Origin of the sequence: Flavobacterium sp., assembly GCF_031537875.1 — a bacterium.
GTDB lineage: Bacteria > Bacteroidota > Bacteroidia > Flavobacteriales > Flavobacteriaceae > Flavobacterium.
In genome coordinates this window covers 23,683-38,988 of record NZ_JAVKNB010000009.1, presented here as the reverse complement: position 1 = coordinate 38,988, position 15,306 = coordinate 23,683, and the positions used below count along the sequence as shown (strand labels likewise).

Annotated in this window: 12 protein-coding genes and 2 tRNA genes; 5 read left to right on the top strand and 9 right to left on the bottom strand. The window is 35.3% G+C overall.

The genetic code is table 11. From position 1 onward, the window contains the following. Positions 1 to 100 precede the first annotated feature (100 nt). The 4 genes from rpsT to proS form a co-directional block, all read right to left on the bottom strand. The gene (gene rpsT, locus RMR09_RS04000) at positions 101 to 352 is read right to left on the bottom strand and encodes a 30S ribosomal protein S20 (RefSeq protein ID WP_229316328.1); all 252 of its coding nucleotides are present in this window, start codon (positions 350 to 352) and stop codon (positions 101 to 103) included. A gap of 164 nt (positions 353 to 516) precedes the next feature. Then, positions 517 to 588, bottom strand: a tRNA-Glu gene (locus tag RMR09_RS03995). Between the two features lie 46 nt (positions 589 to 634). Further along, positions 635 to 706 (bottom strand) — tRNA-Glu (locus tag RMR09_RS03990). 78 nt (positions 707 to 784) lie between these two features. After that, on the bottom strand, positions 785 to 2,263 hold the full coding sequence (gene proS, locus RMR09_RS03985; RefSeq protein ID WP_310594519.1) for a proline--tRNA ligase: 1,479 nt from the start codon (positions 2,261 to 2,263) through the stop codon (positions 785 to 787). Positions 2,264 to 2,365: 102 nt separating this feature from the next. On the opposite strand from proS, the gene RMR09_RS03980 reads away from it, so the two are divergent. From RMR09_RS03980 to RMR09_RS03960, 5 genes are all read left to right on the top strand, one after another. Next, a complete protein-coding gene (locus RMR09_RS03980; RefSeq protein WP_310594518.1) occupies positions 2,366 to 3,394 on the top strand; it encodes a hypothetical protein in 1,029 nt (342 codons plus the stop codon). A gap of 50 nt (positions 3,395 to 3,444) precedes the next feature. Then, entirely contained in the window at positions 3,445 to 4,947 is a 1,503-nt protein-coding gene (locus RMR09_RS03975) for an outer membrane protein transport protein (RefSeq protein WP_310594517.1), read from the top strand. 223 nt (positions 4,948 to 5,170) lie between these two features. Then, the gene (gene rimO, locus RMR09_RS03970) at positions 5,171 to 6,484 is read left to right on the top strand and encodes a 30S ribosomal protein S12 methylthiotransferase RimO (protein WP_310594516.1); all 1,314 of its coding nucleotides are present in this window, start codon (positions 5,171 to 5,173) and stop codon (positions 6,482 to 6,484) included. A 44-nt stretch (positions 6,485 to 6,528) separates the two neighbouring features. Then, the gene (locus RMR09_RS03965) at positions 6,529 to 7,044 is read left to right on the top strand and encodes a hypothetical protein (RefSeq protein WP_310594515.1); all 516 of its coding nucleotides are present in this window, start codon (positions 6,529 to 6,531) and stop codon (positions 7,042 to 7,044) included. 23 nt (positions 7,045 to 7,067) lie between these two features. Then, positions 7,068 to 7,871, top strand: coding sequence for an N-acetylmuramoyl-L-alanine amidase (locus tag RMR09_RS03960; RefSeq protein ID WP_310594514.1), 804 nt, complete (start codon positions 7,068 to 7,070; stop codon positions 7,869 to 7,871). Positions 7,872 to 7,990: 119 nt separating this feature from the next. On the opposite strand, the gene RMR09_RS03955 is transcribed toward RMR09_RS03960, so the two are convergent. The 5 genes from RMR09_RS03955 to RMR09_RS03935 form a co-directional block, all read right to left on the bottom strand. Beyond that, positions 7,991 to 9,001 carry an outer membrane beta-barrel protein gene (locus RMR09_RS03955; RefSeq protein WP_310594513.1) on the bottom strand — a complete coding sequence of 337 codons (1,011 nt, stop codon included), beginning with the start codon at positions 8,999 to 9,001 and terminating at the stop codon, positions 7,991 to 7,993. A 479-nt stretch (positions 9,002 to 9,480) separates the two neighbouring features. Then, the gene (locus tag RMR09_RS03950) at positions 9,481 to 11,022 is read right to left on the bottom strand and encodes an acyl-CoA carboxylase subunit beta (protein ID WP_310594512.1); all 1,542 of its coding nucleotides are present in this window, start codon (positions 11,020 to 11,022) and stop codon (positions 9,481 to 9,483) included. A 3-nt stretch (positions 11,023 to 11,025) separates the two neighbouring features. Continuing rightward, positions 11,026 to 12,468, bottom strand: coding sequence for an acetyl-CoA carboxylase biotin carboxylase subunit (accC, locus tag RMR09_RS03945; protein WP_310594511.1), 1,443 nt, complete (start codon positions 12,466 to 12,468; stop codon positions 11,026 to 11,028). A 3-nt stretch (positions 12,469 to 12,471) separates the two neighbouring features. Continuing rightward, positions 12,472 to 12,957, bottom strand: coding sequence for an acetyl-CoA carboxylase biotin carboxyl carrier protein subunit (locus tag RMR09_RS03940; protein WP_310594510.1), 486 nt, complete (start codon positions 12,955 to 12,957; stop codon positions 12,472 to 12,474). A gap of 110 nt (positions 12,958 to 13,067) precedes the next feature. Next, on the bottom strand, positions 13,068 to 15,266 hold the full coding sequence (locus RMR09_RS03935; protein WP_310594509.1) for a B12-binding domain-containing radical SAM protein: 2,199 nt from the start codon (positions 15,264 to 15,266) through the stop codon (positions 13,068 to 13,070). Positions 15,267 to 15,306: the final 40 nt, after the last annotated feature.

The window sequence follows — 15,306 nt, the reverse complement described above, 5'->3', positions numbered from 1 at the left end:
AGATAAAAAATTGTTTCTGTTTATTACTTAAAATCCAGAAACTAATCCATAAAAAAAGCCTCCTAAAAAGGAGGCTTTTACTATCTTCAATTGTATTTAATTACAATTTAGCAACGTGTTTAGTTAACTTAGATTTCAAGTTAGATGCTTTGTTATCATGAATGATATTTTTCTTAGCTAACTTGTCAATCATAGAGATTACAGCAGATAATTTAGATGAAGCATCTGCTTTATCAGTAGCTAAACGCAACGCTTTAATTGCATTACGAGTAGTTTTATGTTGGTATCTGTTTAATACTCTTTTCTTTTCGTTACTTCTAATTCTTTTTAAAGCTGACTTATGATTTGCCATTTGTTGTATATTTTAAAATGTAAATAACTAATTAATATATTAGAAATAAAATCAGAAAAACCTCCCACAATTAATTTTTCAATCAATCACTTCAGTTTTAACTAACAAAACAAATAGAGGAGACACCAAAACTTGTTTTATAAAACCATTTCAAAACTAATTTGTAGTCCGTGGGGGAATCGAACCCCCCTTACCAGGATGAAAACCTGGCGTCCTAACCGATAGACGAACGGACCAATTTCCTTCTAAGCTCAGGAATGCTTTAGCATTAAACAGTTTTTGTAGTCCGTGGGGGAATCGAACCCCCCTTACCAGGATGAAAACCTGGCGTCCTAACCGATAGACGAACGGACCTCAATTCTGTAATGCGGATGCAAAAATACAACTATTTTTTAGACGCACAAGAGTAGATGCGAAAAAAAATACTTTTTTTTAATAGGCTTTTGCAAACAACACTCTACCAGCAGATTCCATACCTGTTAAAACACATTTTCCCTGCTCTTCTACTCTATCTAAAGGGATACAACGAATAGTTGCTTTGGTTAAATCTTTGATTTTTTCTTCTGTTGCAGCAGTACCATCCCAATGTGCAGATATAAATCCACCCTTATTTTCTAATACATCCTTAAACTCTTCAAAAGAATTCACTTCAGTAATATGATTTTGTCTGTAATCAATCGCGCGTTGGAACAAGTCATTTTGAATAGTTTCTAATAAATCATTAATGTAATTAACAATTCCGTCTTTAGCCACTACTTCTTTACTTAATGTATCTCTTCTAGCGACTTCAAAAGTTCCGTTTTCCAAATCTTTAGGACCTACTGCAATACGAACAGGCACTCCTTTTAATTCCCATTCAGCAAATTTGAATCCTGGTTTTTGTGTAGTTCGATTGTCAAACTTAACCGAGATTTTTAATTTTTTGAATTGCGCCATCAAATCATTTACTACTGCAGTGATTTTCTCTAACTCTTCATCTGACTTATATATAGGAACAATTACCACTTGTATTGGTGCTAAGTTAGGTGGCAATACTAATCCATTATCATCAGAGTGCGTCATTACCAACGCTCCCATCAATCGAGTAGAAACTCCCCAAGAAGTTCCCCAAACATATTCTTGTTTTCCTTCTGCATTAGCAAACTTAACATCAAATGCTTTGGCAAAATTTTGTCCTAAAAAGTGAGAAGTACCCGCTTGCAAGGCTTTACCATCTTGCATTAAAGCTTCAATACAATACGTTTCATCGGCACCTGCAAAACGCTCTGTTGGCGTTTTCAATCCTTTTACAACTGGAATAGCCATGAAATCTTGAACGAAATCAGCATACACATTCATCATTTTTTCTGATTCTTCAATAGCCTCTTGACGTGTCGCGTGAGCCGTATGTCCTTCTTGCCACAAAAATTCGGCAGTTCTTAAAAACAAACGCGTTCTCATTTCCCAACGCACCACATTAGCCCATTGATTAATCAACAAAGGTAAATCACGATACGATTGTACCCAACCTTTGTAAGTTGACCAAATAATAGCCTCACTTGTTGGACGAACAATTAATTCTTCTTCCAATTTAGCATTAGGATCTACCATTAATTTTCCTGGACGATCTTCATCAGTTTTTAATCTGTAATGAGTAACAATAGCACACTCTTTAGCAAATCCTTCAGCATTTGTCTCCTCAGCCTCAAACATGCTTTTAGGAACAAATAAGGGAAAGTAAGCATTTTGATGTCCCGTTTCCTTAAACATTCTATCTAACTCTGCTTGCATTTTTTCCCAAATAGCATATCCGTAGGGTTTTATTACCATACAGCCTCTAACCCCTGAATTTTCGGCTAAATCAGCTTTAACAACTAGCTCATTATACCATTTTGAATAATCTTCTGATCGCGTAGTAAGGTTCTTACTCATATTATATAGTTTGGCACAAATTTTGTTTTCTTCTTTATTAACTAAATAGTTTGGCAAAACTAACTATTTTTGTAATGTGCAACAATAAAAAAACCTACAGATATGAAAACTAATTTTATTTCTTTCCCAATGCCCTCTCTTAATTCCATAATTGGTTTTTTAAGCATTTTCACGATCGCTTCTTGCGGTTCATACCAAAACAGTTCGTATTACGATACTGATGGTATTTACGGAAATAGTGATTCTAAAATCCAGAGAAGAGTAACTCCAAGTGAATCAGGTACAGCTTACCAAAATTACTTTAGTTCATTACAAGATGCTAATGATAGTACCGCTATTTTTACAGATGTGTCTAGCTATAGTAATTACAACAATCCTGCTGACCAACAAAACAACTCAAATTACGCTAGTTGGGGAAGCAACTCACAAGATATAAAAATCAATTATTACCCAAGTAATTGGGGATTGTCTTTTGGATTTGGTTATCCTCATTACAACTACGGATGGGGGAATTCATACTACGGATGGAACTCTCCTTACAGCTATTGGGGTAATTCCTATTATGGATGGGGATATCCAGGGTATTATGGATATAATTATTACCCAATATACGGATGGGGTTACCCAAGTTATGGATACGGATATAGTTACGGACACTCCTATAGAGGTGCAAATTATTCTTATAATTCTAGCCGAAGAGGCTCTTATTACAATAATAACCTGAATCCTTCAGGAAATTATATAGGAAGAACTTCTACACAATATCCATCTCGTTATTCAGCTACAAATAGCTATTCTGATAGTAATAGAAATAATTACAACCGAATGAGTACTACTCCAACTTTTAGTAGAAATAGCACATCGAATTTCTTGTACAATAATAGTGTAAGAACAAGAAATTATAACACCGACAATACTAGTCAAAATTATAACCCAACCAGAAGTTATAACCCAAATCGCAGCAACGATAGTTATACTCCTGCAAGATCATACACCCCAAACAGAAGTAACGACAGCTATTCTCCTTCTCGATCTTCAGATTCCAACTATAGTCGTTCAAGCGGTGGAGGTTCATACGGTGGAGGTGGATCCTATGGAGGTGGCGGTGGCGGAAGAAGAGGTGGAAGATAAGCTTTACCCCCTTCCTGAATTAAATTAATATAATCTCAAAACTCGTTATCATGAAAAAATACATATTCCTTATATTAGTTGGATTTTGCGCTAGCCAACTTCAAGCTCAAGAAATAAGAGACGCTTTACGATATGCACAAGACAATATTACAGGAACGGCTCGTTTTAGAGCCATGAGTGGTGCTTTTGGAGCATTAGGAGGTGATTTATCTGCCATCAATGTAAATCCTGCGGGTTCGGCTATTTTTTCTAACAATCAAGTTGGGCTTAGCTTAAGTAATAATTCAATAAGCAATAACTCCAACTATTTTGGAGAAAAAACAAAACAAACTGATAATTCATTCGATTTAAATCAAGCAGGGGGAGTTTTTGTTTTCCAAAACCAATACAGTTCTAGTAATTGGAAAAAATTCTCCATAGCTATCAACTTTGAAAACACTAGTAATTTAAATAATTCCATTTTTTCTGCAGGCACCAATCCAACACATTCTATTGATTCTTACTTTTTATCGTATGCCAATGGGATTCCGTTAAGTGTTTTAGAAAATTCAAATTATGACGAATTAGGACATGGTGCGCAACAAGCTTTTTTAGGCTATCAAGCCTACGTAATTAATCCTGCAAGTACAAATTCTACTAATACTATTTACAGCTCAAACGTACCATCAGGAGGAAATTACTATCACGAGAACGCTATTACTACAAAAGGATATAATGGTAAATTATCTTTCAATGCCGCTACTTCGTATAAAGACAAACTATACATAGGAATTAACCTGAATTCGCATTTTACCGATTTCAGACAATTATCTCGATTTTACGAAGACAATAATGCTTCATTGACTCCAAGTTATACCATTTCAAGATTACAATTTGACAATGAATTGTACACTTATGGGACAGGCTTTTCTTTTCAATTAGGAGCCATTGCCAAAGTAACCAATGAATTACGATTAGGATTAGCTTATGAATCGCCTACTTGGTATAGACTAAGTGATGAATTTACTCAGAAACTTATAGGAGTGAGTGCGAACACTTCGGGCGAATTAGCTCCTGATGTAGTAAATCCGAATGTAACTAATTATTACGATCCATATAAACTACAAACACCAAGCAAATGGACTGGAAGTATGGCATACGTATTTGGTAAAAAAGGATTGATAAGTATTGATTACGCATTAAAAGATTATAGCAACACTAAATTTAAACCTGAGAACGATACTTATTTTAGAGGCTTAAATAGCAACATCAATTCTTTACTAAGCAGCACGAATGAATTACATATTGGAGCTGAATACAAAATTGAAGCTTGGAGTTTAAGAGGCGGTTACCGTTACGAACAAAGTCCTTATAAAAACAAAACAACCATTGGAGACTTAACAGGTTATTCTACCGGTATAGGCTATAATTTTGGAGGAACTAAACTGGATTTATCTTATGCTACTTTCAAAAGAGATACTAAGCAAGGATTTTTTGATCAAGGCCTGACCGATGGAGCTGCTATCAATACAAAAAACAACACCGTTACGCTGACACTTTTGTTTGAGTTATAAAATTTAATTCCTAATTGAAATATAGAAACATCTTGTACTGAAAAACAAGATGTTTTTTTTAGCCCTGATGGAAGCGGCATCCTTTTTAGTGAGGGCCTTAGTTCGAACTAAAAAGATACAGCGTACAGCAGGAGTAAACGCCATAAAAAGCCGAAAGATTTATGCTCCTAAAAATAAAAAACGTAATTTTGCCCACCTTTCAAACTATTGAAAGCCTACTACTATGAGAACGAAATCTTTAAAGAAAAATAAAATCAATGTAATCACCCTTGGATGTTCTAAAAACATCTACGATAGTGAAGTTTTAATGGGGCAACTTCGTGCTAGCGGCAAAGAGGTTGAACACGAAGCACCGGAAGCCGAGGAAGGCAATATAATTGTAATCAACACCTGTGGTTTTATTGATAATGCGAAAGCAGAATCAGTCAATATGATTTTAGAATATGCCGATAAAAAAGAGCGTGGATTAGTAGATAAAGTTTTTGTGACCGGATGTTTATCGGAACGTTATAGACCCGATTTAGAAAAAGAAATTCCAAATGTGGATCAGTTTTTTGGAACAACTGAATTGCCTCAACTTTTGAAAGCTTTAGGCGCTGATTATAAACATGAATTACTAGGCGAACGTTTAACTACAACACCAAAAAATTACGCTTATTTAAAAATTGCTGAAGGTTGCGATAGACCCTGTAGTTTTTGTGCTATTCCGTTAATGAGAGGGAAACACGTTTCGCAACCTATTGAAAAATTGGTTAAAGAAGCCGAAGGTTTAGCTCGAGATGGTGTTAAAGAATTGATTTTGATTGCACAGGACTTAACCTATTACGGACTTGATATTTACAAAAAAAGGAATTTAGCCGAATTGTTAGAAGCTTTAGTAAAAGTAGAAGGAATTGAGTGGATTCGTTTGCATTATGCCTTCCCTACTGGTTTCCCAATGGACGTTTTGGAAATCATGAAACGTGAGCCAAAGATTTGTAACTATATTGACATCCCTTTGCAACATATTTCAGATTCCATCTTAAAATCGATGAAACGCGGAACAACACAAGCTAAGACCACTCAATTATTGAAAGATTTTAGAGCCGCCGTGCCTGGAATGGCTATTAGAACGACTTTAATTGTAGGTTATCCTGGTGAAACCCAAGAGGACTTTGAAATTTTGAGAGATTTTGTTCAAGAAATGAAGTTTGACAGAATGGGTTGCTTTGCTTATTCGCATGAAGAAAACACCTCAGCTTATTTGCTAGAAGATGATGTTCCAGATGCTATAAAACAAGAACGTGCCAACGAAATTATGGAATTGCAATCGCAAATTTCTTGGGATTTGAACCAAGAAAAAGTAGGACAAACTTTCAAATGTATCATTGATAGAAAAGAAGGCGGCCACTTTGTGGGAAGAACCGAGTTTGATAGTCCCGACGTAGATAACGAAGTATTGATTGACGCTACTAAGCATTATCTAAAAACAGGCGAATTTGCCACCATTAAAATTATTGAAGCAACTGAATTCGATTTGTACGGAGAACCGGTTTAAATTATAATTATCTTTTATTATATTTGATTCTAAATTAATTTGTTATGAAAAATAAAATCAACTTACTTGTCATTCTTTTTGTATTATTTTCATGTAATTCAGTCCTAGCTCAATATGGAGGTTATGGTGGTGGCTACGGTGGATATGGCGGAGGTTATGGTGGAAGAATGAACCAAATGGGAGGCATGGGAGGTATGAGAGGTATGAATCACGAGCCTTCTAAACCAAAAGAAATACCCGTTGAAGTGACTGTGAGCAAAATAATGGAGAAAATTAAACCCGAATTAAAACTAGATGCACTACAAGAAATTGCAGTCGCTAATATTTTAACCGAAAGTTTGAAATCTCAAGCTGCTATTATTAAGCAAGAAACGAATCAAGATGACAAACTAAAAGAGATTAAAACTCTTTCTGAATTAAACGATGCTAAAATTATGCAATTGCTAAATACACAACAAAAAGAAAAGTACAAAGCAATGCAAGAAGAGGCTAAAAATCCAAATCAATCCAAAAGAAGAAAGAAAGACAAAGAAGTAAAAGAAGAAGCAAAAGAGGAATAATCTATTTATCAAACGAAGACTAGATGAAAAAATACTGGATTTACCTTGCAGCAATTGCAACAATTTATTCCTGCAGCTCTAATCCGTATCGATTAAGTGATAAATCGTATAAAAAACAACTCAAGAAATTTCAAAAAACACTTGCGAACACTCAGTCTAGTCCTTTACAAAACGGCACTAGTCCCGAATGGATTAGCACAGTTAACTTTAACCTTCGCAAACCCAATTTCATTATAATTCATCATACCGCTCAAGATTCTCTTCAGCAAACATTAAAAACATTCACGTTAACCAGAACACAAGTTAGCTCCCATTATGTAATTAGTGATGATGGGAAAATAGTTCAAATGCTAAACGATTATTTAAGAGCTTGGCATGGTGGAAATGCCGTTTGGGGGAAAAATACTGATATTAATTCTGCCTCTATTGGAATTGAATTAGATAACAACGGCAGCGAACCTTTTTCAGAAGCTCAAATAAGCAGTTTATTGGATTTATTATCAAGATTAAAAAAAGATTATAACATTCCTGCTCAAAATATAATTGCTCATTCTGATATTGCACCTACACGAAAATCAGACCCTAGCGCTTTCTTTCCCTGGAAAACCTTAGCTGATTTAGGATTTGGGCTTTGGCCTGATACCAATATGGAACAAGCTCCTGAAAATTTCAACATTGAACAAGGGTTGCGAATAATTGGTTACGATACCCGTAATCTTTCTTCGGCAATTAAAGCCTTCAAATTACATTATATCCAAACTGAAGTTGATGATGTATTAGATGAAAAAACCATCAATACTATTTATTCTATTTACAAAAAACAGTAAAATCCGTTTACAATTTACACCAAAAAAACTGCCCAAACACTAAAAGTATCTGAGCAGTTTCTTACTATTTAAAACACATTGTTTCTAGGAAACAATAAACACACAACTTTATTTTCTATTTAAAAACCATATACCATTGCTACTGCAAACTGAGAAGCTGACTTGGTAACCGCTCCATTAGATTGGAAGAATTTTTGTTGAGACGCACTATCCAATCTGATTTCTGGAATCAAAGTCAAACTACCAGATTTCAAGTTAGCTGATAAAGTAAGTGCAGTAACTGAACCATTACCAACTCCACTATAATCACTTGATTTTTTTGCTTTAAATGACTCCGCACGTAAACCTAATCCAAATGAACTAGTAATCGCATACGATGGATACAATGCTAAACCTGTATAACCAGTACCACTTACAGTTCCAGAAAAATCAGCAGCATTTAAACCTAACTTGAATTTTGGCGACATTTGGTAAGCAGCAGTCAAATCAACAATAGTACCACTTTCAGATCCAGTCAACAAGTTGAAATAAGCCGTAAAGCCTTCCGCTGGAGTAACTGACAATTGTGCTCCAAAAGCATTTAAACCAAATTTAGGTGTTGCTTGGTAGGTATTCCATTGGTCATTAAACAAACCAACCATCAAACCAACTTTACTTGACACCGCATAATTCGCTTTAATTCCAGCATTTTGAAAAGGTCCGTTAGTGAACAAATAAGAAGTAGAATAGTTATAATTTCCTAAAGGAGAGATCACTTCATATCCAATAAAAGTTCCCATATATCCTGCTGTTAAACTTAATTTATCTGACGCAGCATATGTAGCATACAAATTTTGAATATGGAATGATTGACCATTTACGTCAGGAATAGATTGTCCTGCTCCTCTAGGTCCAAAAGATACTTCACCTACAAAAGAAGTCTTTCCTGTTTTTTTCTTTAATGCAATATCAATCATACCTAAAGAAAGTGAGTTCTGATCTGTAGCAAAACTTGTTGGGATATTAGCAGTTTTTGCAAAATCATATTTCCAGTATGCATCAGCAGATCCTGAAATTTCTAATGGCGTGTCTTGTGCAAATGCAAATGTACTTGTTAGTACTAAGGCTAAAATGGCAATTACTTTTTTCATGTTTAATCGATTTTAATTTAATATTTAATTTATTAAGAATTAGAAGTAAAAACAACTTTGTAAAATAGTTCTATTTAACTCTATCAACAAAGAATAAATTATTTCTTTTTCCTGAAGCAAAACTATCGACTTTTATCAGCATAAATGACAAAATGATAAATTTTATTCAACAAAAAAAGCATTTTTACCATATTGAAAATAAAATTCGCAAAAAATAGAAATACACAATTCAAAACCAGTTTAAATTATGATATTAATAACACAAAAAATCAAACACCCCTATTAATTTTAGGGTATTTAAATAAAATATATCTTAAAAATATGTTTTTTGGTCTTTTTTGAATGCAATAAAAACATAAACCCCCATTTATTATATAGTTTAAATTAAAAATTAAATTTTAACTTTTAAACAACATAGTGATTTTAACACATAAAAAAACCACCTTATAAGGTGGTTTAAATATTCACAATCTTGAATCCTATAAAGGAATATTGCCATGTTTTCTTTTTGGTGTTACACTCACTTTATTCTCTAACATACTAAACGCCTTTATCAATTTTTTGCGAGTATCTTGCGGTAAGATTACTTCGTCTACAAATCCTCTTTGCGCAGCTGTATAAGGGTTAGCAAACAAATCAGCATACTCTGCTTCTTTTTCTAATAATTTAGCCGCGGGATCTAAAGCTTCGCTAATCTCTTTCTTAAAGATAATCTCACTAGCTCCCTTAGCTCCCATTACTGCAATTTCGGCTGTTGGCCAAGCAAAGTTCATATCGGCGCCAATATGCTTAGAGTTCATCACATCATAAGCACCACCATATGCTTTACGAGTGATTACAGTTACCCTCGGCACAGTCGCTTCACTTAAGGCATACAATAATTTAGCACCATGTACTATAATTCCATTCCACTCTTGATCCGTTCCTGGTAAAAATCCCGGAACATCAACCAATACTAATAAAGGAATATTAAAACAATCGCAAAAACGAGTGAATCGAGCCGCTTTAATAGAAGAATTCACATCCAAAACACCCGCCAAAATCATAGGTTGATTCGCAATAATTCCTACACTGCGTCCACCAATCCTTGAAAATCCCACAATAATATTCTCTGCAAAGTTTTTATGAATTTCAAAAAAAGAGTCTTCATCGATAATACCTGAAATCACTTCGTGCATATCGTATGGTTTATTAGGATTGTCTGGAATAATAGCACCTAATTTTTCTCTCAATTCATCTTTGAGTTCGTACGCTAAATTCTTTGGCGTCTCTTTATTACTTTGAGGCAAATAACTCAACAAACGCTTAACATCTTCTAAACACTCTACATCATTAGCCGAAGTACAATGCGCCACCCCTGATTTAGTTGAATGAGTACTAGCCCCTCCCAATTCTTCCGAGGTTACGGTTTCATTAGTTACGGTTTTAACTACGTTGGGTCCAGTTACAAACATATAACTAGTATCTTCTACCATCATGGTAAAATCAGTCATCGCTGGCGAATAAACTGCACCTCCTGCACAAGGCCCCATAATAGCTGATATTTGCGGAATTACTCCTGAAGATTGTACATTTCTATAAAAAATATCAGCATAGCCTCCAAGCGATCGAACACCCTCCTGAATTCGAGCTCCACCTGAATCATTCAATCCAATCATAGGCGCACCTACTTTTAGTGCCATATCCATCACTTTGCAAATTTTCTCAGCATGTGTTTCAGACAATGAACCTCCAAAAACAGTAAAATCCTGAGCAAAAACATAGACTAAACGTCCATTAATATTTCCATACCCCGTGATAACACCATCTCCTAAATACACTTCTTTTTCTATACCAAAATCAGTCGTACGGTGTGTGACCAACATTCCGATTTCTTCAAACGAACCTTCGTCCATCAAATAATCAATACGTTCTCTAGCCGTTAATTTTTTATTTGAATGCTGTTTTGCAATTCTATTCTTTCCTCCGCCCAAATGAGCTTCGGCAATTTTATCGTTTAAGATTTTTATTTTAGATTCCATACTTTATTGAATTGGTAAGCGTACGATTTTTTGATCCTCAAAATATTGTTGTAATGCTACCATAGCAGCGATTTGAGCTTCTTTTTCGGATTGAGCTTTCAGTTTTTCAACACTATAATATTTCTTTACAAAATGAGTGTCAAAGTTTCCTGAACGAAATGCTTCGTGTTCAAAAACAAATTTTCCAAAAGGCAAAGTAGTTGAAACTCCTTCTACTTTATAATTATCAATAGCTTGAATCATCGTTTGGATTGCTTCTTCACGAGTCGCCCCATAAGCAATTAACTTGGACAACATGGGGTCGTAATAAATAGGAATATCCATTCCTTGTTCAAATCCATTATCAACACGAACTCCCTCGCCGGTAGGCAATTGATACACATCCAAATGACCTACACTTGGTAAGAAATCATTCAATGGATCTTCGGCATAGACACGCAATTCTACTGCATGCCCTTTGATTTTTAAGTCTTCTTGCTTGATAGACAATGCTTCCCCTCGAGCTACTTGAATTTGCATTTCGACCAAGTCCACTCCCGAAATAATCTCGGTTACTGGATGCTCAACCTGCAAACGCGTATTCATTTCAAGGAAATAGAAATTATTGTTTTCGTCCAATAAAAATTCTACTGTTCCCGCTCCTAAATAATCGCATGATTTAGCTACTAAAACAGCCGCTTCTCCCATTTGTTTGCGCAATTCAGGCGTTAATACTGATGAAGGAGCTTCTTCAATTACTTTTTGATGGCGACGTTGAACACTACATTCTCTTTCAAAAAGATAGAGTATATTTCCGTGACTGTCCGCCATTACTTGAATTTCGATATGACGCGGCGAAGCCACATATTTTTCGATAAAAACAGAACCGTCTCCAAAAGCCGAAATTGCTTCACTAATCGCTCTGTCCATTTGAGATTCAAAGTCAGCTTCTTTTTCCACCACACGCATTCCTTTTCCGCCACCTCCAGCAGAGGCTTTAATTAAAATAGGGAATCCTATCGAAGTAGCTACTCCTTTTGCTTTTTCAACATCTGTAATCGCTTGATCGTAACCAGGAACCATTGGAATATTGTAATCTTTAACCGCATCTTTAGCAGCTAACTTACTTCCCATAATTCGGATTGCTTTGGATTTTGGTCCAATAAAAATGATATTATTTCTTTCAGCTTCTTCTGCAAAATCAGCATTTTCACTCAAAAAACCATATCCTGGATGAATTGCATCAGCATTCAATGCCTTAGCAACTTCTATTATTTTATTTCCTAATAAATACGATTGATTGGATGGTGCTTCACCAATACAAACCGCTTCATCAGCATATTTTACATGTGGTGCATTTCTATCGATTGTTGAATAAACTGCAACCGTTTTTATACCCATTTTTCGAGCTGTTTTCATTACTCGAATTGCTATTTCGCCTCTATTGGCAACTACTATCTTCTTCATAATTTACTCGAATTCAATTAATAATTGTCCTTTATCTACGGCATCTCCAACTGCTACCGAAATAGACTTAATTACACCATCACGTGGTGACAGGAAACTATTTTCCATCTTCATAGCACCAAGGATAATTAAATTGTCATTTTCTTTCACTTCTTGTCCAACCACCACACTAATTTCTAAAATCAATCCTGGCATAGGTGCTTTGATAGCATTGACTTGTTTAGCCAATCCTGTTTCAAATCCCATTTCTTTAATCAAAATGTCCAAAGGATTTGCAATAGCTACAGTATAACTATTCCCGTTGACTACAACAGTATACTTTTTTTGATTAAAATCAGCCTCAGTAATAGCTGCTTTGAAAGAGGTATTTTCTTGTAAAATGTGAAATTGATTCAATCCCACGCTTACCGCATCGAGTTGCGAAACACTTTCTTGGTCCATATCAAAATGGAAAGTGTCGTTTACATTTATTTTATAACCAATACTCATAGGTGTATTTTTTTATTGGTTGTAAATGTATCTATTTATCTAAATTTTATTTAGATTTCAACATGTATCTTTGCTAAATTGATATACTTTTGGTAAAAAAAGTAGAAATACTACAAAACTACTAAGCCAAACTCTTTTAAAGTAAGAATTGGTTTTGAATACCAAAACAATTCAAAGTCTTCTAATTCACTTTCAAAATCAACTTTTAGTTCTTGAAGTTGCGCTACTTTTGCATTAGCAACCGAACAATTTTGGAGCGTTCGTACAAGCCACTCTCCTTCTTTCTGTGAGGTTTGGATAGTAAATGTTTCTTTTTTGTGGTAAAAAGTCAAGCTCATCATTTCCCAAGAGTTGCCTTTTTTTGTTTTGATAAAGGATTCAACGACGGGCTTTCCGCCCAACCAAACTACTTTAGCATTGGGTTTACTACTAAAATCGGATTTTTCGTCCAATGCATCATAAATGAAATCAGGATGTATAGTAGTCTTAGGGATTTTAAAATCAAACCAATCTTGTAAATCGTAATCCAAACAAATGCCGTGCATGAAGTTGAATAGTGATTTCTTCAAACCAAAACTAAATTGTTCGTGATCTATTCCAGTAGAATCGGTATAATTAAGGTCATTGTTTGCAAAAGTTCCTACGGCATCGGTTGCTTTGGTTACACCAAATTTTTCAGGATACATTCCCACTGGACTATGTTCTGTCATTGCAAATTGGTGCCAAAATCCGGATTGCAACACGCCCACTTCAAACAATTGACGTACCATTTCTAAACTATCGACGGTTTCCTGAATGGTCTGTGTTGGATAACCATACATTAAATAGGCGTGAACCATCACTCCTGCTTCGGTAAAATTGCGGGTTACTTTGGCAACTTGCTCAACCGTTACACCTTTATCAATTAAACGTAATAATCGATCGGAAGCAACTTCTAAACCTCCCGAAACAGCAATACAACCCGACGCTTTTAGTAACAAACACAGGTCTTTGGTAAAGCTTTTTTCAAAACGAATGTTCGTCCACCAAGTTACCGCTAATTTTCTGCGAAGAATCTCTAAAGCTAATTCTCGCATCAAAGCAGGAGGAGCGGCTTCGTCCACAAAATGGAAACCAGTTTCACCAGTTTGAGCCATCATTTCTTCCATTCGGTCGCACAAAACACCTGCAGCAATGGGTTCATAGATTTTAATATAGTCTAACGAAATATCACAAAAAGTACATTTGCCCCAATAACAGCCGTGCGCCATGGTGAGTTTATTCCAACGCCCATCGCTCCACATTCGGTGCATCGGATTCACAATTTCAATTACTGAAATGTATTTATCCAAAAGTAAATCAGAATAATCAGGTGTTCCCACTTGGGATTGTTTGTAATCCGGTCGAGAGGAATTATTTTTATACACCACTTGTCCGTTTTCCAACAAAAAAGTGCGTTTGAATTCGGTATTTAGTCCTGATTCTATATTCTCAATAATCAATTCAATCGGCAATTCGCCATCGTCTAAAGAAATAAAATCGAAAAAATCAAAAACCCGAGGGTCAGATAACGAGCGTAATTCGGTATTGGCAAATCCACCACCCATCAAAATTTTGATTTCAGGATAATTTTTTTTAATCCATTGCGCGGAGCGAAAAGCAGCATATAAATTACCCGGAAAGGGAACTGAAATTAAAAATGCGGTAGGTTGAATCGTTTCTATTTTTGCTGCCAAAATCGAAAGCAAAACAGTATCAATATATGTAGGCTCTTGTTGTAAAGCTTGGTACAATTCATCAAACGAATTGGCAGATCGCCCCAAACGTTCAGCATAGCGACTGAATCCAAAATTAGGATCCACACATTCTACAATAAAATCGGAAATATCTTCAAGGTACAAGGTAGCTAAATGCTTGGCCTTATCTTGGGTTCCCATAGTACCAAAAGCCCAATCCAATTCTTCTAATTGCGCAAAACGAGACGCTTCTGGCAGAAAATCTTCTTGACAAATTTGCAGTGCCAAAGTAGGGTTCTTTCCCTGTAGAAATGCAACAACCGAATCTATAGTTTTTACGTATTCGTCTTGTAAGGCAAAAATACGTTTGGCGTTTTCCGAAAGCTCTTGTTTTTGAAATTTAGAATTGGAAACCTGAAACAAATCTTGTAGTCCTTTTTTCGAAAACAAAGCTAAGATGACTTCTATTCCTAAATCAGCTTGAACCGATGCTATATTTTTGGTATTCAAAAAACCTTTGATATAAGCCGTTGCTGGATACGGCGTATTCAGTTGTGTAAACGGTGGCGTAACAAGAAATAGTTTTGTTTTCAAGGGGATTGTTTTGGAGAACAAATATCGTTCAATAAAATAC

What these genes read in the sequence shown, in the direction of transcription:
- RMR09_RS03965 (WP_310594515.1), top strand. Translation starts at nt 6,529, where the DNA reads ATGAAAAATAAAATCAACTTACTTGTCATTCTTTTTGTATTATTTTCA.
- proS (WP_310594519.1), bottom strand. Translation starts at nt 2,263, where the DNA reads ATGAGTAAGAACCTTACTACGCGATCAGAAGATTATTCAAAATGGTAT.
- RMR09_RS03955 (WP_310594513.1), bottom strand. Translation starts at nt 9,001, where the DNA reads ATGAAAAAAGTAATTGCCATTTTAGCCTTAGTACTAACAAGTACATTT.
- RMR09_RS03960 (WP_310594514.1), top strand. Translation starts at nt 7,068, where the DNA reads ATGAAAAAATACTGGATTTACCTTGCAGCAATTGCAACAATTTATTCC.
- rpsT (WP_229316328.1), bottom strand. Translation starts at nt 352, where the DNA reads ATGGCAAATCATAAGTCAGCTTTAAAAAGAATTAGAAGTAACGAAAAG.
- RMR09_RS03940 (WP_310594510.1), bottom strand. Translation starts at nt 12,957, where the DNA reads ATGAGTATTGGTTATAAAATAAATGTAAACGACACTTTCCATTTTGAT.
- RMR09_RS03950 (WP_310594512.1), bottom strand. Translation starts at nt 11,022, where the DNA reads ATGGAATCTAAAATAAAAATCTTAAACGATAAAATTGCCGAAGCTCAT.
- RMR09_RS03975 (WP_310594517.1), top strand. Translation starts at nt 3,445, where the DNA reads ATGAAAAAATACATATTCCTTATATTAGTTGGATTTTGCGCTAGCCAA.
- RMR09_RS03980 (WP_310594518.1), top strand. Translation starts at nt 2,366, where the DNA reads ATGAAAACTAATTTTATTTCTTTCCCAATGCCCTCTCTTAATTCCATA.
- rimO (WP_310594516.1), top strand. Translation starts at nt 5,171, where the DNA reads ATGAGAACGAAATCTTTAAAGAAAAATAAAATCAATGTAATCACCCTT.
- accC (WP_310594511.1), bottom strand. Translation starts at nt 12,468, where the DNA reads ATGAAGAAGATAGTAGTTGCCAATAGAGGCGAAATAGCAATTCGAGTA.